We start from the raw sequence: 18,295 nt of genomic DNA on the forward strand, positions 1-18,295 counted from the left end.
GGCAGCTTTCCGCGACTCTGTTGGTTCGAAGACGCGGTCCCATGAAGCGCCGCTGGTCACTATCTGCACCGCCGGCGTTTGGAACCGGGACCGGCCGTGGCGGCATGCCCCCCGCGAGGGGAAGGCCATTTTTTGCTTACTTTTTGTTGGCCTGGACAAAAAGTAAGGCGCCTGGCGGGGCGCGTCCCGCCGGTTTTGTTCTTTTCGGTACTGTTCCAAATTAGGACCAAGGTTTCCGGTTCCGCCCGGCAGCCGGGTGGCTTTCTTTGCCGGCCCAAAGAAAGTCACCAAAGAAAGGGCCGCCACTCGGCGTGGGGCCATGCGTTGATGGACCATGCTGTTGATCAATAAAGGCTGTGCGGCTCAACCTGCGCAGCGGTCCTGCACCCCAAGACGCCGGTGCCCATCCGCCTGGGGCACCGGTTGGGCGCGGGGCGCATTCCATCGCCGGCGCCGTTGTGGTTGACCGCAGTTTCCGAGGGGCGCGGCGGGGCAGCTTTCACACCGGAGATGGGGATGATGGTGGCCCGCTAGAAAGTGATGTCCAGCGTCCGGTTTGACGTTTTGGCAATCCGGGAATGCCGGCGATCTGAATGATTGAACGCCGATTCAAATCTCCCCCCTGCAGTCTTCTCTCTCCTGGATCCCCCCATGACCCCGGCCGCTGGAAAGAATCCTGCGCGCCTCCGTTTTCTGCTATCCTGATCACGAACCAAGCCGGATGGACGTTCCAGGAATCCCCTACCAACCCGGATTCCATTGCCATGAAGTCCCCCAAGACCCTGATCCTCAACCTGATCGCCCTCTTCGAGCGCCACGCCGGCCTGATGGCGGTGCTCGCCTTCGCCTCCGGCGTCGCCAGTTTCCTGCTGGTCGAGCGGCGCGAAACCTACGCCCAGGCGATCGCGCTGCTGATGCTGGCGAGCTGGGGCTGGCTGCTGCTGGAGAACTGGCTGCGGGTCGGGCTGCTGCGGCGCTTCGGGATCGAGCTGCCGCCCTTCGTGATGCGCTTCGCCACCCAGATGGTGCAGCAGGAGAGTTTCTTCTTCGTCCTCCCTTTTTTCGTCGTCGCCACCACCTGGAGCACCGGCCAGGCCGCCTTTACCCTGCTGCTGATCCTCTGCGCGCTCCTCTCGCTGATCGACCCCCTCTACTACAAGCAGCTGGCGCCGCGCCGCGCCCTCTTCATCGTCTTCCATGCCTTCTCCCTCTTTGCTCTGCTGCTGGTGGTGCTGCCGCTGCTCCTCCACCTGACGACCGGGGAGAGCCTCGTCCTGGCGCTGGTGCTGGCGCTCCTCTTCAGCCTGCCGAGCCTCGGTCGCCTCCTCCCCTTCGACCGCTGGTGGCGGCTGCCGCTCCTCGCCCTGCTTCTGGTCGTCCTCGCGGCCGGGCTCTGGCAGGCGCGGGTCTGGATCCCGCCGGCGACCCTGCGCCTGGTGGCGATCGAGCTGACCCGGCAGGTCGACCCGGAACGGCGCTCCCCCGGCAGCAATCTGCGCGCCATCGACGAGGCGACCCTGCAGCGGGAAGGGCTCTTTGCCTGGACCGCGGTGCGCGCGCCGCGCGGCTTGCAGGAGCAGATCCACCATCTCTGGCTGCACGACGGCGCCCTCGTCGACCGCATCACCCTCGACATTCGCGGCGGCCGCGCCGAGGGGTACCGCGCCTGGACCCACAAGCGCAACTTTCCGGCCGCTGCCGTCGGCCGCTGGCAGCTGCGGGTGGTGACCGACTCGGGCCAGCTGATCGGCCTTGCCGACTTTACCGTTACTGTGGCAGAAGAATCGGGGGCGGTGAATTGACAGCATCGGGTCCAGGGCTTGCGTCTGCCCAGGGGCGTTTGCAGTTGGCGGTCTCCCCGGAGCATGCTATAAAGAAAGCCGGTATATACCTTCCCGGAGCGAACTGGCATGACAGAATTCGAAGAAATTAATCTTGCCCTGCGAACCCACCTGGAGGAACTGCGGCGTGATTACGCCGTTGCCGAAATCGGTATTTTCGGTTCCTTCGCCCGTGGGGAACAGGGTGAAGGGAGTGATATCGACCTGCTGGTCGATTTCACGCGACCGGTCGGGTTTGTTGCCTTTCTGCAACTTGAGGATCGCCTGCGCAAAATCCTTGGCCGGGAGGTCGACCTGGTGACGCGGAAGGCGCTTAAGCCGCATATCGGCCGGCATATCCTTGACGAAGTCCGCTATGTCCATTAAGCGGGAAGTGCGGGACTACCTCGAAGACATCCTGCAGTCGGTCCAGGATATCCGCGAATTTGTTGCGGGTATGGATTTCCCGCAATTCCACTCCGATCGCAAAACGTTCCACGCCGTGGTTCGCAGTCTCGAAATCATCGGCGAGGCGGCCAGGAAAATCCCGGACGAAATGCGCGACCGCCATCCCGGGCTCCCCTGGCGGGAGATGGGGGCTATGCGCAACAAACTGATTCATGAGTGTTTTGGAGTGGATCCGGAAATCGTCTGGGAGACAATTCAACAGGACCTGAACCTTTTGGAAGGTACGGTCAGGGATCTTCTCGATCAAATTTCGGTTTGAATCAAGGCCTGGTCCTTCATCTCTTGAACCCGATCGGGGTGCAGGAGTGCTGGGGTCTGATCGGAATTAAACCGTCTCCCCCAGTTCGATCGCCAGAAACTCCTCCTTCGCCATCAGCTCCCACCTCATCCCCGCATCCAGCACCTCCGACGAAATAAAGCAGGAATCACCGGCTGCAGCCTTGAAGAGGGAGTAGTAGTCCGGCTCCCGGGCAAAGTCGCGGTAGGCGTAGAGCTTCGCCCCGTCACTGAAGAGGCAGTTCAGCGCCGAAAAGTGGTGCTGCTGCCGGATCGTCGCCACCGAAGCGAGGAACTGCGCGCCGAGGTCCTCCCCCGGGCGGCTCAGCACGTGGTGGAAGAAGACCTCGGTGTCGCGGGCGTCGTCCGGCGGGCCGGGCGGGGTGATCTGCGCCAGCAGTTGCTGGTAGTCGTAGACGACGCCGTTGTGAAAGAAGACGTTGTTGCCGAGGAAGAAGGGGTGGGCGTGGCGGGTGCTGGAGGTGCCGCTCCAGGCCGACTTGCGCAGGTGGAGGATCAGCGCCGGCGCGGTCGGCGCCCCATCGAGGAGGGTGAAGAGGCGCTCACGCTCATCGAGGATGCTGGCGCCGCTCTTGTGCACGACCAGCCGTCCCTCCCGGTAAAAGGCGAGCCCCCAGCCGTCAAGGTGCCCGGGCGGGTCTTCGGCCATGACGACGCCGGTGCGGGCGAGCTGACAGAAACGTTCGATGATGGTCCGGTGTTTGGACCAGTCGAAATGGGTTATTCCAATGACTCGGCACATCTGAAAACCTCGTAAACTACCCTGAAAACTCGGAGTCTGAAAAACGTTTCGCGCGGATAACTTTGGATCTAATGGTTTTTCGAAACGGTTAGAGCAGAATCAAGGTCGCCGGTTCCGGCCGGCAGCCGGGTGGCTTTCTTTGCTGGCCCAAAGAAAGTCACCAAAGAAAGGGCCGCCACTCGGCGTGGGGCCATGCGGTGTTACAGCGGGGTGCAGGTCAAGATGGCACGGTGGTGTTCCTGCCGTATACCGATCCGCACCCCAAGACGCCGGGACCCATCCGTCTGGGGTCCCGGGTGCGGTGCGAAGGGTAGTACACCTGGCGGTGCGTAGTTGCTGATCGTCCTTTTGGTATTTGCCTTTAACACCACAAGCCGTTTACAGCCACAGCACGGAGTTGGCAGCTTTCCGCGATGCACTCTCGCCCGAAGACGCGGTGCCACGAAGCGCCCCTGGTCCCTATCTGGACCGCCGGCGTTTGGAACCGGGACCGGCCGTGGCGGCATGCCCCCCGCTAGGGGAAGGCCACTTTTTGCTTACTTTTTGTCAGTAGTGTCCGGTTAGCAAATTGCATTCACCCAAAGTTGCAGATAATTGTAAATATTTTCACAAGTTAGCGTATTTTTTGCTTGACAAATCGTCGTGAAGTCGGCGCGGTGATTTTCGTAAATACCTATTTTATATGAGGATTTACGAAAATGTCATTACTTGTTCGCTGCCACCGTACCCGGCTTAGCAGGCGCTCCATTGTCCGACTTTTTACCCCGTTCAAGGGCGCTCTCGAACATGCCCCGGTTCTTGAGGCCCGAGGCAACAGGCCACTGCAGATGACGTTTGAAGATCAGTTGAAAATCCTGACCTACTATCACCTCGAAGAGCATTCTTCGGGGCGTCATCTGCTTCAGGTTCTGACGCAGGAAGATTTTGCCGCGACTCATATTGCACCGCCCGGCGGTATCCGGAAAAGCGCCTTCTTTGAGGCGATCAATACCCGAGGGCTGGAGCAGATGATTCATGTTTACGAAGACCTGCAGAAACAGGTCTCACAAAAGATTCCTGTCGCCAAAGACATCTCCGATCTCGGCGATCTGATCGCCGTCGATGGTTCGCTGATTGACGCTACGCTGTCCATGCTCTGGGCGGACTATCGAGACGGAGCCAAAAAGGCCAAGGTTCACCTGGGGTTCGATATCGGTCGTGGTGTCCCCCAGAAAGTCACATTAACCGACGGCAAGGGCGACGAGCGTCCTCAGGCGGAACGGCTCGTGGCTCCCGGTCAGACAGGTGTCTATGACCGCTATTACCAGTGTTACAAAAACTTTGACGACTGGCAGGATCAGGGACGCCACTTTGTCTGCCGCATCAAAGCCAGTTCTCGTAAGACGGAGTTGAGCGCCAATCCTGTTGTCCCCGGCAGTCATGTTTTCTATGACGCCAGGGTGTTGCTCGGCACCAAAGATGTCAACCAGACCGAACGAGAAGTGCGTGTGGTCGGCTACAAGGTTGACCAAAAATCCTATTGGGTCGCCACCGACCGCTTCGATCTGACCGCCGAGCAGATTGCCTTGATCTACAAGCTACGCTGGACGATCGAGTCCTTCTTCGCCTGGTGGAAGCGCCACCTCAAGGTGTATCACCTGATTGCCCGCAGTCCCTACGGCCTGCTGGTGCAGATCCTCGCAGGGTTGATTACTTATTTGCTGCTGGCCATCTACTGCCACGAAGAGCATGGCGAACGTGTCAGCATCAACAGGGTGCGTGAGCTTCGCAACAATATTCGCAACGAGGCCGCCGAGGATGCGGCCGCAGGCTTAGGGCCTCCCGATATCATTGACTTGGACTTCGGAGCCTATGCAACTTCTTAACCGGACACTACTGACTTTTTGTTGGCCTGGACAAAAAGTAAGGCGCCTGGCGGGGCGCGTCCCGCCGACCTTGTTCTTTTATGTTCGATAAAGTCCTATGGTCAAGATCAGGACCGCCGGTTCCGGCCGGCAGCCGGGTGGCTTTCTTTGCTGGCCCAAAGAAAGTCACCAAAGAAAGGGCCGCCACTCGGCGTGGGGCCATGCGGTTGTTGACCTGGTTACGGGTCAATGTAGCGCGGTGCGGCCTCTCCTGTATACCGATCCGCATCCAAAGGCGCCGGGACCCATCCGTCTGGGGTCCCGGGTGCGGTGCGAAGGGTAGTACTCCTGGCGGTGCGTAGTTGCTGATCGTCCTTTTGGTATTTGCCTTTAACACCACAAGCAGTTTACAGCCACAGCACGGAGTTGGCAGCTTTCCGCGACTATGTTGGTTCGAAGACGCGGTCCCACGAAGCGTGGCGGGTCACTATCTGCACCGCCGGCGTTTGGAACCGGGACCGGCCGTGGCGGCATGCCCCCCGCGAGGGGAAGGCCACTTTTTGCTTACTTTTTGTTGGCCAGGACAAAAAGTAAGGCGCCTGGCGGGGCGCGTCCCGCCGACTTTGGTTATCTGTGATTAAGTTCTAGATTCAACCTTAAGTCGTGGGCCTGATCCGCGTGAAACCCGTCGTTCGTCTTTCGTCCTCAGAAAAACCACCGCGTCACCACCACCGCCACGCCAATGCCGATGGCGTCCGCCACCAGGCAGACCGGCACCAGGAAGCGGGTCTTCTTGATGCCGACGGCGCCGAGGTAGACGGCGAGGACGTAGAAGGTCGTCTCGGCGCTCCCCATGATCACCGCCGACAGCTGGGTGGCGCGGGACTCGGGGCCGGTACTCTGGACGATGTCGGCAAACAGGGCGGTGGCGGCGCTCCCCGACAGGGGCTTGATCAGCGCCATCGAGACCGCCTCGAGCGGGATGCCGAGAAAGGCGAAGAGGTGGTAGAAGCCGTCGCGGAGCAGGTCGAAGGCGCCCGAGGCCTGGAATCCCTTGATGGCGACAAAGATCGTCAGCAGGTAGGGGAAGATCCTGAGGATGATCGCCGGCCCCTCCTTGGCGCCGGTGACGAAGGAGTCGTAGACCCGCACCTTCTTGAGGGCGCCGTAGAGGACCGCGAAGAGGATGAAGAGCGGGATGATCAGCAGCGAGACGTATTCGATCGACTCGATCATCGGCAGAGCTTCCGGAACAGGCCCAGCACCAGCAGCGCCGTCATCGTCGAGATCAGGGTGGCGAGGAGCACCGGGAAGACGAAGACGGCCGGATTGGGGTGGCCGTAACTGGCGAGGATGCCGATCACCGAGAAGGGGATCAGCTGGAGGCTGGCGGTGTTGAGGACGATGAAGGTCATCATCTCGGGGGTGATGGCTCCCGGCTCCGGGTTGAGGGTCTCAAGCTTCTGCATCGCCTGGATCCCGAGGGGGGTGGCGGCGTTGCCGAGGCCGAAGAGGTTGGCGAGGACATTGAGGGTGATGGCGGTGATCGAGGGATGATCGCCGGGAATCGTTTTGAAGAGGCGGCAGATCAGCGGTCGGAAGAGGTGGGCGATGCGCTGGATCAGGCCGGCATCTTCGAGGATCCTGGTGATGCCGAGCCAGAGTGAGACGATGCCGAGGAGGTAGAGGGAGACCTCCACCGCCGCCTTGGCGCCGTCGAAGAGCGCCTTGGTAAAGGCATCGAGGTGCCCGGTGACGATGGCGAAGACGATGCTGATGCAGATCATCAGCAGCCAGAGGAGATTCATCGCTTCCCCCCGGGGAAGTTCAGCGCCCGGATCAGCAGCTGTTTGCGCCCGGTATCGAATTCGACCGTGGCGCCGACCGGCAGGGTAATCTTGTTGGCGACATGGCCGATGTACGGGCAGTGCAGCACCGGGAAGTCGAGCTCGAGCTGGGAGGCGAGGATCTCGTAGACCTGGCGGCTTTTGATGCCGCGGAAGTCGCCGAGGATCAGCCCGCGGACCCCGCGGAACTTGCCGGCGAGAATCCACTGGGTCAGGTAGCGGTCGACCTGGTGCAGCTGCTCGTCGACATCCTCGAGAAAGAGAATCGCCCCCCGGGTGTCGATCTCCCAGTCGGTCCTGAGCAGTGCCGTCAGGGTGATCAGGTTCCCCCCCTTGAGCACGCCGCTGGCGGATCCGGGACGGTAGACCTTGACCGGCGCGCCGCGCAGCAGGTTGGTTTGCGGGTAGCCGGCGAGGGCGTTGCGCAGCGAGCGCAGGGTGAAACCGGTCGGCGCGTCGAGGTTGATCACCATCGGCGCGTGCAGGGTGACCAGCCCGGTGCGCTCGAAGATCGGATTGAGCAGGGCGGAGAGGTCGCTGAAGCCGGCAAGAAGTTTGGGGTGGCGCCCGATCAGCTCGAAGTCGAGGAAGGGGAGGCTCTTCATCGCGCTGTAGCCGCCGCGCAGGGCGAGGATCAGGTCGACCTGGGGGTCGGCAAAGGCGCGGTGGAGTTGCTCCGCCTTCTCGTGCGGGCTCGGCAGGACCCTCGGAAACTCGGGGTTGAGGACCTGCAGCCCGAGGGCGGCGAGCTGCCGGAGGCCGGCGGTGAAGTCGCGCTTCTGCTTGATCAGGTAGCTGGGGGTGACGAGAAAGACGTTCTTCACGGCGACCTCTGCCCATGGGCGAAAGTGGAGTTCGCGCCAATTTAGCGCCAATCGGGTCCGAATACAACCCGATTGGAGCGCATCCCCCTTGCCAGGCGCGGCGCCGCACCGTATAAAGGCAGCATGCAGCGGATTGCCTTCAGCATTGTCATTCTCCTCCTGTTTGGCCTCGGCGCCTGCGCCCGGCAGCAGATCGCCGCGCCGCGGATCGATTACGGGCGCTGGAGCGAGCCTGAGCTGGCGCAGCTGATCGCCGCAGTACGCCCGCTGCCGCCCGGCGCCCGTATCGTCGCCCTCTCCGCGGCGTTGCTCGGCACCCCCTATGCCAGCGGCACTCTGGTCGGCGGCCCGGAGCGGCCGGAGCAACTCATCATCGACCTCGCCGGGGTCGACTGCTTTACCTTCCTCGACCAGGTCGAGGCGCTGCGCCGTGCCGCCAGCCTCGACGACTTTCCCCAGCAGCTGCGCCAGGTCCGCTACCGCGGCGGCGTGGTGAGCTATGTTACCCGCCGCCACTTTTTCAGCGACTGGGTGGCGGACGGCGCTGGCCGGATCGCGGACGTCACCGCTGCCGTCGGGCAGGGGCGGGCCGAGGTGGTCGTCAAGGAGCTCAACCGCCGGGAGGACGGCAGCCCCTGGCTGCCGGGACTGGCGGTGACGCGGCGGGCGGTGAGCTACATTCCCACTCCCCGCATCGACCGAGAGGTGCTGGCGGCGCTGCAGGAGGGGGACTATGTCGGCATCTACGCGCCCCACGCCGGCGAGGAGGTGAGCCATACCGGTCTGGTCGTCCGCACGGGCGACCAGCTGTTGCTGCGCCATGCCTCCTCCGCCAGCGGCCTGCGCCGGGTGGTCGACGTCGATCTGCTGCAGTACCTGCAGGGAAAGCCGGGGCTGGTCGTCTACCGCGCCCGCTAGCCGGCAACAGGACCCGCCCCCTCGCCCCGCTATCCCGTATACTGACAGCAGCTACTCTTCCACCCCGGCGAGGTGCCCCGTGTCCGTCAAGGTCGGCCTGATCAGTGATCCCCATGCCTGCGTCGCCCCGCTGCGGGAGGCCCTGGAGATCTTCCGGCGCAAAGGGGTGGCGACGATCCTCTGCGCCGGGGATATCGCCGGCTACGGAGTGGAACTGGTGGCGACGGTGGAGCTGCTGCGCGCCAGCGGTTGTCGGGCGGTGCGCGGCAATCACGACCTCTGGCACCTCGAGCGCCTGGCTCCAGAGGAGGGGGGCGCGGCGGAAGCCTACCTGCGCACCCTGCCGCTGCGGCTGGAACTGACCCTGGCCGGCGCCGCGCTGATCCTGGTCCACGCCAGCCCTCCCGCCTCCCTCCTCGATGGCATCCGCCTGCGCGACGAGACCGGGGCCCTGATTCCGGAAGCGGTCGGCGCCTGGCGCGAGCGCCTGGCCGGCCTGGGCGACGCGGTGCTGGTGGTCGGCCACACCCACCAGGTCTTTGCCGAGCCTCTCGGCAGGGTGCTGGCCGTCAACCCCGGCAGCACCCGTTTCAACCACAGCTGCGCGATCCTGCACCTCCCCGAGCGCCGGGTCCAATTTTTCGGTCTCGGGGGGGAGACGCCGCTGCTGGCCTGGAACTGGGGGCTGGAAAGAAAGGGGCAGGATGGTGCCCCTGGTTGAGGTCTTTGCGGAGATGCCCGGCTGAAAGCAAGATAGGCTGGTGGTCCTTGCGGCGTGCCCGGCTCAGACCAGGCGTCGCCACCAGTTGCGGCGCCGGGCGGCGGCGATGGCGCGGTGCAGTTCCGGCAGGCGCCGCTCGAGTTCTTCCTCGCCGCGGGCCGCCGCTTTCTCGGCGGTGGAGAAGTCGGCCCAGTGGCTGACGCCATTGCTCGGGGCGAGGATGAAATCGGCGGATTGGAGCTGGCTCTTGGCGAGCGCGTAACGCACCAGGGCATCGGCACGGCTGATGACGTCAAGGGCGTTGCGCGGCGGGGCCGGCCCGGCGGAGGGATCGCCCGCCTCGACGGCGATGACGAAGTCGGCACCGAGCTGGCGCGCGGCGAGGACCGGGACCGCCTCGGCCCAGCCGCCGTCGACCAGCAAACGGCCGTCGAGTTCCACCGGGTTGAGGACCCCGGGCATGGCGCAGGAGGCGGCGATGATATCGCGCAGCCGGCCGCGGTCGAGCACCACCCGTTCGCCGCTGCGCAGGTCGAGGGCGACGCTGGCAAAGGGGATGCGGGTCCGGGCGACATCGAGGTCGTCGACCAGGTAGGCATAGTTGCGCTGGGCGACCTCGTCACTGACCAGGGCCGAACGGGTCACGACCAGGGTGTTGAAGACGCCGCGGCGCACCATGCGGCGCATGCGAAAGAGGACCCCTTCCCCCTGGGCATCGAGTTCGCGGAAGAAGTCGAAACCGGAGTCGGCGAACTCCTCGCTGCCCAGGTAGCCGGCGAGGCGCTTCCGGAGTGCCGCGATATCGGGCTCGGTGGCATACATGGCACCGAGAATCGCTCCCATGCTGGTGCCGGTGACGAGGTCGATCTTGATGTTGTGGTGTTCCAGGCCGGCAAGGACGCCGACGTGGGAGAAGGCGCGGGCGGCGCCGCCGCCGAGGGCGAGGCCGATTTTCAGGGGGCGTGCCATCATACGCTTTCCTGTCGCGGCTGCGGTCAGCGGCCTGAAGGGAAGAAGGGAATCCTGCCTCGGCATTTTGCCCGCGGGGCGGGTGGATTGCAAGGGGATTGCTGCCACCACCGGTGAGGAGGATAGGAATCATGGCCAAACAGCGGCAGAGACCAGTCAGGCAGGAGAGCGTCTTCCAGGAGGCGTGGCAGACCATGAACCGCGACCTCAACCGGGTGCTCCCCGAAAAAATGCGATCGCGCCCGGGCAAGCAACGGTTTGTCCTCTGGGCCTTCCTCCTTGAGCTGCTGGCGCTCGGTCTGCTCGGCGGCGGGCTCTGGCACTGGTGGAGCGGGTAGGGGGTGATAAAGACGGTGACTCCCCCCCCTGAATGTGGTATCCAAAGAGAGACCTTTGCCGCCCCTGCCGTTTTGGCAGCAGCATCCAACCCCCAAGCGAACGGCAACTTGCATGGAATTTCTCATCATCCCCGTCGTCTTCGGCTTTGCCGCCGCCTCTGTCGCCAGGGGGAAGAACCGCAATCCCTACCTCTGGTTCGCGCTCGGCCTGGTGACCGGCCCCTTCGCCCTGGTCGCACTGGTTGTCATGAAGGCCGGCCCCGGGGAAGACCAGGGTTATGAATGAGGTGGCGGTCCGGCGCCAGCAGCGGCAGAACCCCTCTCCAGCCCCGGCCTGAATCCGGGCGCCTCGTCGAAAGCACCTCCCATGGCCCTGTTTGACATCTTCTCCAAGCGTCGCACCTTCCTGCCGCTTTACGAGCAGGCCTGGGCAGCGATCCGGCCGCACATCATGCCCGAACCGGCGGGGGAGGACGAGGCGGCGGCACGGCTTGCCCTCTTCTATCTCGCCAGTATCCTCTACAGCACCGTTTACCAGGCCTGCGTGGCGGCCGGCATGACGACCAGCTCGGCCTACTCGATGGCCCGCGGTCACCTGGCCAAGTCTCCCTTCGCCGAGGAGTTGCGGCTGGCGGTCGATGCGATCTTTCTTGCCGAGGAGGGGAGCCGTGAGCGGCGCTATGCCGACGTCCTGCAAGCAACTATCGCCCGGATCGTCAGCGCGCTCGCCGCCGGCCATCCCCTCGCGGTCGCTGCAATCGAGGCGGAACTGGCGGAGCTGCGTCGGGTTTTTGCCGCCAGTGATTGCGGTCGCGACGGCCTCTCCCCGCACCCCCCGGCCTAGGCCCTCCCGGCAGGAAAGGGGCCCGAGGAATGAGGTATGAGCCAGCAGCGCAAGAACTACATGACCCCGGCCTGTGCCGAACGGCTGCGCGGCGAGCTGAAGGAGCTCCTCTACAAGGCGCGACCGGCAATGGTCGAGACCGTCGCCTGGGCGGCCTCCAACGGTGACCGCTCGGAGAACGCCGATTACCATTATGGCAAGAAGCGGCTGCGGGAGATCGATCGCCGTATCCGTTTTCTCAGCGGCCAACTCGACGCCGTGATCATCGTCGATCCTGTGGCACAGGGGCCGCTGGCCGGCGACCGGATTCTCTTCGGGGCGACGGTGACGGTGGTGAACAGTGCCGGCGAGGAGCGGGTGCTGAGCATCGTCGGCGCCGACGAGATCGACACCGCCCGCGGCCACATCAGCTGGCACTCGCCGGTCGGCCGGGCGCTGCTCGGCGCCCGGGAAGGGGACGAGGTCGTCGTCGCTACCCCGGGGGGGCGGGAGGAGCTGGAGATCGTCAAGGTGGAGTACCTCGCCCTCGACTGAAGGGCGGTGGTTTTGGGTTTTGAATTTTGAGTTGACGGGAGGGGGAGATGGTGCGACGGATCTGTGCGGTCCTGCTCTTCTGGGGCGGCCTGCTGGCGCCGCTTGCTGCCGATGCTTTCGAGCCGCTGCTGCCGCAGGTCTACGACGAGAGCCGCGAGGTTTCGGGCTGGCTGATGAGCGAGAAGCTCGACGGGGTGCGTGGTTACTGGGACGGTGCCCGGCTCTGGTCGAAGCAGGGGCACCTGCTGCAGCCGCCGGCACTATTTACATCCGGCTGGCCGACCTTCCCCCTCGAAGGGGAACTCTGGGGCGGGCGCGGCACCTTTGCCGCGACGGCGGCGACGCTGCAGCGGGCGCCGGGGGACAGCGGCTGGCTGCAGCTGCAGTTCGCAATCTTTGACGCGCCGGCCGTTCCCGGGCCTTTCCGCAGTCGCCTTGCCGCCATTGAGGCGTGGTTCGCCGCTCATCCGGCGCCCCACGCCTTTGTCATTCCGCAACGGCCGGTCGCCGGTCGCGCCGAACTCCTCGCCGAGCTCAAGCGTATCGAGGCCGATGGTGGCGAGGGGCTGATCGTGCGCGACCCGGCCGCTTCTTACGCCGGCGGTCGCCGCCCGGAGATCCTCAAGGTGAAATCGGCCCTCGATGGGGAGGCGCTGGTGGTTGGCCACCTGCCCGGCAGCGGGAGACTGGCCGGGATGCTCGGGGCGCTGCTGGTCGAACTCGCCGACGGCACCCGTTTCAAGATCGGCACCGGGTTCTCTGACGCCGAGCGCCGACACCCGCCACCGCCCGGCGCGACCATCACCTTTCGTTACTACGGCCATTATCCGTCGGGGATTCCGAAATTCCTGGTTTTTGTGCGGATCCGGGCCGACCAGGGGTTGTGAGGGGTGCCGGGCGGTTCCCTGCGGCCCCTTTTTCCCGCGGCACCAATCTGGTGCCCTGAATGCTCTCTCTTCTGGACCGCAGTGGCAACTTTCCGCTATACTTGGCAGCCACTTGCCCTCAAATAACGGCCAACCCCCACCTGAAGAGGCTGCCCATGCCCCGTTTCGTCCCCTTGCTGCTTCTATTCCTGCTGATTGCGGCCGGTTGCGCCTGGCGTGCCGGTGAGACCGCCGAGGTCCGCCGCGGTCGCGAACTGATTATCAAGGCCGGCTGCAACGACTGCCACACGGAGGGTTACCTCGCCGCCGGTGGCGTGGTGCCGGAAGATCAGTGGCTAGCCGGGTCCCGTCTCGGTTTCCGTGGTCCCTGGGGGGTTCAGTACCCGGCCAACCTGCGTCTGCTGCTGAACCGCCTTGACGAGGCGCAATGGCTGGAGGTGGCGGCGAAGATGCGGACCAATTCGCCGATGGCCTGGTCGCTGCTGCCATCCCTGGAGCGCGACGACCTGCGCGACATGTATGCCTATGTCCGCTGGCTCGGTCCGGCCGGGGAGCCGGCGCCGGCCTCCTTGCCATCCGGGGTGACGCCGACCACCGAGGTGATCGACTTTCCCCGGGCGCACTGAGAGCAGGGGCTCAGATCTCCTCGAAGCAATTAGCAGCGACGTTCTTGCGGACCTTGCCGGCCGGGAAGATGCGCCCGTTCATGGCGATCCAGACACCGGGCGGGAGGAGCTGGACGGCGGTGAGGGCGCTGGCGAGGTTGTAGAGGGCATCGGTGGCGCGGAAGCGTGCCGGTTGCATGGAGCCGGTGAAGACAATGGTCTTGCCGGGGATGTCGGCGAGGGCGGTGGCTGTCGTCGTCATGGTGTCGGTGCCGTGGGTGACGACGACGCGGGGTGTGCTGCTTTGAGCGACGGCGGTGCGAATCTGTTCGCGGTCGGCGGCGGTCAGTTCGAGGCTGTCCTTGCGCAGCAGGGGGGTGACGTGGAAGTCGAGGCTGAGATTGGCCTCGCGCAACAGTTCGCCAACCTGGGGCTCGCCGACTTCGAAGCGGCTCTTGGCATCGAAATAGACCTTGTCGATGGTGCCGCCGGTGGTGAAAATCTCGATCTGCATGGGGACTCCGCTGCGAGGGTTCCCTCTCCCTTTACTAGAGCGACAGGCTGCTGTCAATGTCAACGTCTGCCTTGCGCGGGTGCGCCTGGCAATTAGACTTGTATCCGGCAACCGGCACTGATGCCGGATCCTTAGCGGAGGAGCCCTGCATGGACCAGCGCTTTATCATGACCGCCTTTGGCCAGGACCGGCCCGGCATCGTTGCCGATGTTACCCGCCCCCTCTTCGAGAATGGCTGCAACCTCGAAGAGACGACCATGACCCTGCTCGCCGACGAGTTCACCCTGATCCTCCTCTTCACCAGCCGTGATCCCCAGGTCGAGGAACTCCTCGCCCGGGAATGCCGGCGCCTGGAACGGGACGGCGGAATATCGGCTTTTGTGCGGCCGCTGCAAGCCCGGCGAACGGCTCCGGGCGCTCCGCCAAGCGGATGGGTGCTGCATGTGGAGGGGGAGGACCAGGCGGGGATTGTCTACCAGGTGAGCCGCTACCTCGCAGAGCAGGGGGTGAACATCATCGATCTGAAGTCGGTGGTGCGTCCCGCCCCGGGGAGTGGCAGCCCATTCTATGTGATGGATATCCATATCCAGGTGCCGGCAACGGTTACCGGCGCGGTTCTGGAGAGCGGGCTGGCGGAAGTGGCTGACGCGCTGAATGTCGATGTCAGTATCCGGCGCTGAGCGGATCGACCCTGTTTTTTTCTTTCCTTGAAAGGGTAGGGGCAGATATCAGGATCTAGGTCGCCGGTTCCGGCCGGCAGCCGGGTGGCTTTCTTTGTTGGCCCAAAGAAAGTCACCAAAGAAAGGGCCGCCACTCGGCGTGGGGCCATGCGGTGTTACAGCGGGGTGCAGGTCAAGATGGCACGGTGGTGTTTTTGCTGTATACCGATCCGCACCCCAAGACGCCGGGACCCATCCGTCTGGGGTCCCGGGTGCGGTGCGAGGTGTAGCCCAGTTGGCGGGACCACTCTGGTGATCGGCTCTTTGGTTTTGCCTTTAACCAACACGAGCTGTTTACAGCTACAGCACGGAGTTGGCAGCTCTCCGCGACCCTCCCTCGACCGGAGACGCGGTGCCACGAAGCGTGGCGGGTCACTATCTTCTGCGCCGGAGTTTGAAACCGGGACCGCCCGTGGCGGCATGCCCCCCGCGAGGGGAAGGCCATTTTTTGCTTACTTTTTGTCAGTAGTGTCCGGTTAAGAAGTTGCATAGGCTCCGAAGTCCAAGTCAATGATATCGGGAGGCCCTAAGCCTGCGGCCGCATCCTCGGCGGCCTCGTTGCGAATATTGTTGCGAAGCTCACGCACCCTGTTGATGCTGACACGTTCGCCATGCTCTTCGTGGCAGTAGATGGCCAGCAGCAAATAAGTAATCAACCCTGCGAGGATCTGCACCAGCAGGCCGTAGGGACTGCGGGCAATCAGGTGATACACCTTGAGGTGGCGCTTCCACCAGGCGAAGAAGGACTCGATCGTCCAGCGTAGCTTGTAGATCAAGGCAATCTGCTCGGCGGTCAGATCGAAGCGGTCGGTGGCGACCCAATAGGATTTTTGGTCAACCTTGTAGCCGACCACACGCACTTCTCGTTCGGTCTGGTTGACATCTTTGGTGCCGAGCAACACCCTGGCGTCATAGAAAACATGACTGCCGGGGACAACAGGATTGGCGCTCAACTCCGTCTTACGAGAACTGGCTTTGATGCGGCAGACAAAGTGGCGCCCCTGATCCTGCCAGTCGTCAAAGTTTTTGTAACACTGGTAATAGCGGTCATAGACACCTGTCTGACCGGGAGCCACGAGCCGTTCCGCCTGAGGACGCTCGTCGCCCTTGCCGTCGGTTAATGTGACTTTCTGGGGGACACCACGACCGATATCGAACCCCAGGTGAACCTTGGCCTTTTTGGCTCCGTCTCGATAGTCCGCCCAGAGCATGGACAGCGTAGCGTCAATCAGCGAACCATCGACGGCGATCAGATCGCCGAGATCGGAGATGTCTTTGGCGACAGGAATCTTTTGTGAGACCTGTTTCTGCAGGTCTTCGTAAACATGAATCATCTGCTCCAGCCCTCGGGTATTGATCGCCTCAAAGAAGGCGCTTTTCCGGATACCGCCGGGCGGTGCAATATGAGTCGCGGCAAAATCTTCCTGCGTCAGAACCTGAAGCAGATGACGCCCCGAAGAATGCTCTTCGAGGTGATAGTAGGTCAGGATTTTCAACTGATCTTCAAACGTCATCTGCAGTGGCCTGTTGCCTCGGGCCTCAAGAACCGGGGCATGTTCGAGAGCGCCCTTGAACGGGGTAAAAAGTCGGACAATGGAGCGCCTGCTAAGCCGGGTACGGTGGCAGCGAACAAGTAATGACATTTTCGTAAATCCTCATATAAAATAGGTATTTACGAAAATCACCGCGCCGACTTCACGACGATTTGTCAAGCAAAAAATACGCTAACTTGTGAAAATATTTACAATTATCTGCAACTTTGGGTGAATGCAATTTGCTAACCGGACACTACTGACTTTTTGTTGGCCTGGACAAAAAGTAAGGCGCCTGGCGGGGCGCGTCCCGCCGGTTTTGTTCTTTTCGGTATTGTTCAATATCAGGATCAAGGTCGCCGGTCCCGGCCGGCAGCCGGGTGACTTTCTTTGCTGGCCCAAAGAAAGTCACCAAAGAAAGGGCCGCCACTCGGCGTGGGGCCATGCGGTGGCGCGGTGGAGTGCTGGTCAAGGTAGCGCGGTGGTGTTCCTGCAGTTTTCTGGTTCGCACCCCAAGACGCCGGGACCCATCCGTCTGGGGTCCCGGGTGCGGTGCGAGGTGTAGCTCAGTTGGCGGGACCACTCTGGTGATCGGCTCTTTGGTTTTGCCTTTAACCAACACGAGCTGTTTACGGCCACAGTGTGGAAGAGGCAGTTTTCCGCGACTCTGTTGGTTCGAAGACGCGGTGCCACGAAGTGCTGTCGGTCACTATCTGCTGGGCCGGAGTTTGAAACCGGGACCGCCCGTGGCGGCATGCCCCCCGCGAGGGGAAGGCCATTTTTTGCTTACTTTTTGTTGGCCGGGACAAAAAGTAAGGCGCCTGGCGGGGCGCGTCCCGCCGGTTTTGTTCATTTCGATTCTGTTCCAAATCGGTATTAGGAGCAAGGTCGCCGGTTCCGGCCGACATTGCTCGTTCTGGTTGGTATACTTATGACACTATGAATCGTCGGTCCCTGCTTCCGGGGGACGCTCCGATTACCGTTTAATCCGCGATTGCAAGAGGGAGGACCGCTCATGAGCGAAAATCAGGAACAGAAAGAACAACCGAACGTTGACCAGGAACAACCCGAGGTCGGATTTTACGAAAAACTCGCCGGCCGTACCGCCGAACTGCTGGAGAGTGGCCGCAGGAGCCTCGACGAGGCGCTGAAAAAGGCCGGTGACGAGTTGACCGCTGCCGGCGAATTTTCCCGTGAGCAGGCTGAAAAGATCGGTGGCTATGTCCGTCGCGACCTTGCCAGTCTTGCCGGCCAGGCCGAAAAGGCGCGCGACGCCGTCAAGAAGGCGGCTGACCCGGGGCGGGTCGCGGCCGGTGCCCAGAGCGTCCTGGCGCGCATCCTGAAAGGGGCCGCCGAAACCTTGGGCGAGCTTGCAGCCAAAACCGAAAAGCAGCTAGAACACAGCACCGGGGAGGTGACCAGCCCCGGCACCCTCACCTGCACTTCCTGCGGCGCGGAAATGCGCTTCACCGCCACCGTCCGCATCCCCCCCTGTCCCAAGTGCCATCTGACCCTATTTCGCAAATCCTACTGAGTTCCACGGCAAAGAGCGAGGCACCGTGTTGTGCCTCGCTCTTTGCTGCCAGTCTGAACGCGGCCGTCGTTCAGTGACCTGGGTCCGGAAGGTCTATTCGCTCTGTATTCGCGCCGGGGTGCAGCGCAGGCCGGCGAAGAGAATAGCGTGTGTGGTTCTTTTTTATGGTCTCCTCTTTGTTGGGTAGCGGGGGGGGGATCCCTCGCTTTCTGGTCCTTAGCAGGGGCTCCGGGGTCGGCGGATTGCCGGAAGGTGAAAAAATCCAACAATCGCCCAGGACCGGTCGGGTCTGGTACAATAAATCCGGATGAGCCCCATTTCTTTCAGGGAGGCCGACC

The 18,295-nt window shown here is 63.0% G+C and carries 19 protein-coding genes and 2 pseudogenes; 14 read left to right on the top strand and 7 right to left on the bottom strand.

Annotation, left to right across the window (positions count from 1 at the left end; all coding sequences use genetic code 11):
• The first annotated feature begins 764 nt into the window (after positions 1-764).
• The 3 genes from DBW_RS05765 to DBW_RS05775 all read left to right on the top strand — a co-directional run bounded on the left by DBW_RS05765 (position 765) and on the right by DBW_RS05775 (position 2,547).
• A complete protein-coding gene (locus tag DBW_RS05765; protein WP_066725552.1) occupies positions 765-1,802 on the top strand; it encodes a DUF5924 family protein in 1,038 nt (345 codons plus the stop codon).
• Between the two features lie 108 nt (positions 1,803-1,910).
• The gene (locus DBW_RS05770) at positions 1,911-2,207 is read left to right on the top strand and encodes a nucleotidyltransferase family protein (RefSeq protein ID WP_066725555.1); all 297 of its coding nucleotides are present in this window, start codon (positions 1,911-1,913) and stop codon (positions 2,205-2,207) included.
• Positions 2,197-2,547: a HepT-like ribonuclease domain-containing protein gene (locus DBW_RS05775; protein ID WP_066725558.1), complete on the top strand. Its 351-nt coding sequence runs from the start codon at positions 2,197-2,199 to the stop codon at positions 2,545-2,547. The genes DBW_RS05770 and DBW_RS05775 overlap by 11 nt, the downstream gene beginning before the upstream one ends.
• 66 nt (positions 2,548-2,613) lie before the next feature.
• Here the strand turns inward: DBW_RS05775 and DBW_RS05780 are convergent, their stop codons facing one another.
• Positions 2,614-3,327: a class II glutamine amidotransferase gene (locus DBW_RS05780; RefSeq protein ID WP_066725561.1), complete on the bottom strand. Its 714-nt coding sequence runs from the start codon at positions 3,325-3,327 to the stop codon at positions 2,614-2,616.
• Positions 3,328-4,025: 698 nt separating this feature from the next.
• On the opposite strand from DBW_RS05780, the pseudogene DBW_RS05785 reads away from it, so the two are divergent.
• A pseudogene (locus DBW_RS05785) lies at positions 4,026-5,126 on the top strand (IS4 family transposase); the annotation flags it as partial.
• Between the two features lie 750 nt (positions 5,127-5,876).
• Here the strand turns inward: DBW_RS05785 and DBW_RS05790 are convergent.
• Genes DBW_RS05790 through DBW_RS05800 form a run of 3 tightly spaced genes read right to left on the bottom strand, consistent with a single transcriptional unit; the run spans position 5,877 to position 7,842 of the window.
• The gene (locus DBW_RS05790) at positions 5,877-6,407 is read right to left on the bottom strand and encodes a spore maturation protein (RefSeq protein ID WP_066725564.1); all 531 of its coding nucleotides are present in this window, start codon (positions 6,405-6,407) and stop codon (positions 5,877-5,879) included.
• The gene (locus tag DBW_RS05795; RefSeq protein WP_066725567.1) at positions 6,404-6,979 is read right to left on the bottom strand and encodes a nucleoside recognition domain-containing protein; all 576 of its coding nucleotides are present in this window, start codon (positions 6,977-6,979) and stop codon (positions 6,404-6,406) included. The genes DBW_RS05790 and DBW_RS05795 overlap by 4 nt, the downstream gene beginning before the upstream one ends.
• On the bottom strand, positions 6,976-7,842 hold the full coding sequence (locus DBW_RS05800) for a S66 peptidase family protein (RefSeq protein WP_066725569.1): 867 nt from the start codon (positions 7,840-7,842) through the stop codon (positions 6,976-6,978). The genes DBW_RS05795 and DBW_RS05800 overlap by 4 nt, the downstream gene beginning before the upstream one ends.
• A 123-nt stretch (positions 7,843-7,965) precedes the next feature.
• On the opposite strand from DBW_RS05800, the gene DBW_RS05805 reads away from it, so the two are divergent.
• Both DBW_RS05805 and DBW_RS05810 read left to right on the top strand, forming a co-directional pair.
• Positions 7,966-8,760, top strand: a complete 795-nt coding sequence (locus DBW_RS05805; protein ID WP_066725570.1) for an N-acetylmuramoyl-L-alanine amidase-like domain-containing protein — start codon at positions 7,966-7,968, stop codon at positions 8,758-8,760.
• A 79-nt stretch (positions 8,761-8,839) separates the two neighbouring features.
• Positions 8,840-9,481 carry a metallophosphoesterase family protein gene (locus DBW_RS05810; RefSeq protein WP_066725572.1) on the top strand — a complete coding sequence of 214 codons (642 nt, stop codon included), beginning with the start codon at positions 8,840-8,842 and terminating at the stop codon, positions 9,479-9,481.
• A 63-nt stretch (positions 9,482-9,544) separates the two neighbouring features.
• On the opposite strand, the gene DBW_RS05815 is transcribed toward DBW_RS05810, so the two are convergent.
• On the bottom strand, positions 9,545-10,453 hold the full coding sequence (locus DBW_RS05815; RefSeq protein ID WP_066725575.1) for a patatin-like phospholipase family protein: 909 nt from the start codon (positions 10,451-10,453) through the stop codon (positions 9,545-9,547).
• A gap of 128 nt (positions 10,454-10,581) precedes the next feature.
• Here DBW_RS05815 and DBW_RS05820 point away from each other — a divergent pair, with 128 nt between their 5' ends.
• From DBW_RS05820 to DBW_RS05840, 6 genes are all read left to right on the top strand, one after another.
• Entirely contained in the window at positions 10,582-10,788 is a 207-nt protein-coding gene (locus DBW_RS05820; RefSeq protein WP_066725578.1) for a hypothetical protein, read from the top strand.
• Between the two features lie 112 nt (positions 10,789-10,900).
• Entirely contained in the window at positions 10,901-11,074 is a 174-nt protein-coding gene (locus DBW_RS18420; protein ID WP_157471789.1) for a hypothetical protein, read from the top strand.
• Between the two features lie 81 nt (positions 11,075-11,155).
• Entirely contained in the window at positions 11,156-11,632 is a 477-nt protein-coding gene (locus DBW_RS05825; protein WP_066725580.1) for a hypothetical protein, read from the top strand.
• Between the two features lie 36 nt (positions 11,633-11,668).
• A complete protein-coding gene (gene greB, locus DBW_RS05830; protein ID WP_066725583.1) occupies positions 11,669-12,166 on the top strand; it encodes a transcription elongation factor GreB in 498 nt (165 codons plus the stop codon).
• Between the two features lie 47 nt (positions 12,167-12,213).
• Positions 12,214-13,053: a DNA ligase gene (locus DBW_RS05835; protein WP_082820200.1), complete on the top strand. Its 840-nt coding sequence runs from the start codon at positions 12,214-12,216 to the stop codon at positions 13,051-13,053.
• A 155-nt stretch (positions 13,054-13,208) separates the two neighbouring features.
• Positions 13,209-13,679: a c-type cytochrome gene (locus DBW_RS05840; protein WP_066725586.1), complete on the top strand. Its 471-nt coding sequence runs from the start codon at positions 13,209-13,211 to the stop codon at positions 13,677-13,679.
• Positions 13,680-13,689: 10 nt separating this feature from the next.
• Here the strand turns inward: DBW_RS05840 and DBW_RS05845 are convergent, their stop codons facing one another.
• Positions 13,690-14,172 carry an asparaginase domain-containing protein gene (locus DBW_RS05845; RefSeq protein WP_066725591.1) on the bottom strand — a complete coding sequence of 161 codons (483 nt, stop codon included), beginning with the start codon at positions 14,170-14,172 and terminating at the stop codon, positions 13,690-13,692.
• 149 nt (positions 14,173-14,321) lie between these two features.
• On the opposite strand from DBW_RS05845, the gene DBW_RS05850 reads away from it, so the two are divergent.
• A complete protein-coding gene (locus tag DBW_RS05850; RefSeq protein ID WP_066725598.1) occupies positions 14,322-14,852 on the top strand; it encodes a glycine cleavage system protein R in 531 nt (176 codons plus the stop codon).
• A 581-nt stretch (positions 14,853-15,433) separates the two neighbouring features.
• Here the strand turns inward: DBW_RS05850 and DBW_RS05855 are convergent.
• Positions 15,434-16,534 (bottom strand): annotated as a pseudogene (locus tag DBW_RS05855) (IS4 family transposase); the annotation flags it as partial.
• A 904-nt stretch (positions 16,535-17,438) separates the two neighbouring features.
• On the opposite strand from DBW_RS05855, the gene DBW_RS05860 reads away from it, so the two are divergent.
• Entirely contained in the window at positions 17,439-17,957 is a 519-nt protein-coding gene (locus DBW_RS05860; protein WP_066725601.1) for a zinc ribbon-containing protein, read from the top strand.
• Positions 17,958-18,295: the final 338 nt, after the last annotated feature.

The sequence above is a fragment of the Desulfuromonas sp. DDH964 genome (genome assembly GCF_001611275.1).
Taxonomy (GTDB): domain Bacteria; phylum Desulfobacterota; class Desulfuromonadia; order Desulfuromonadales; family DDH964; genus DDH964.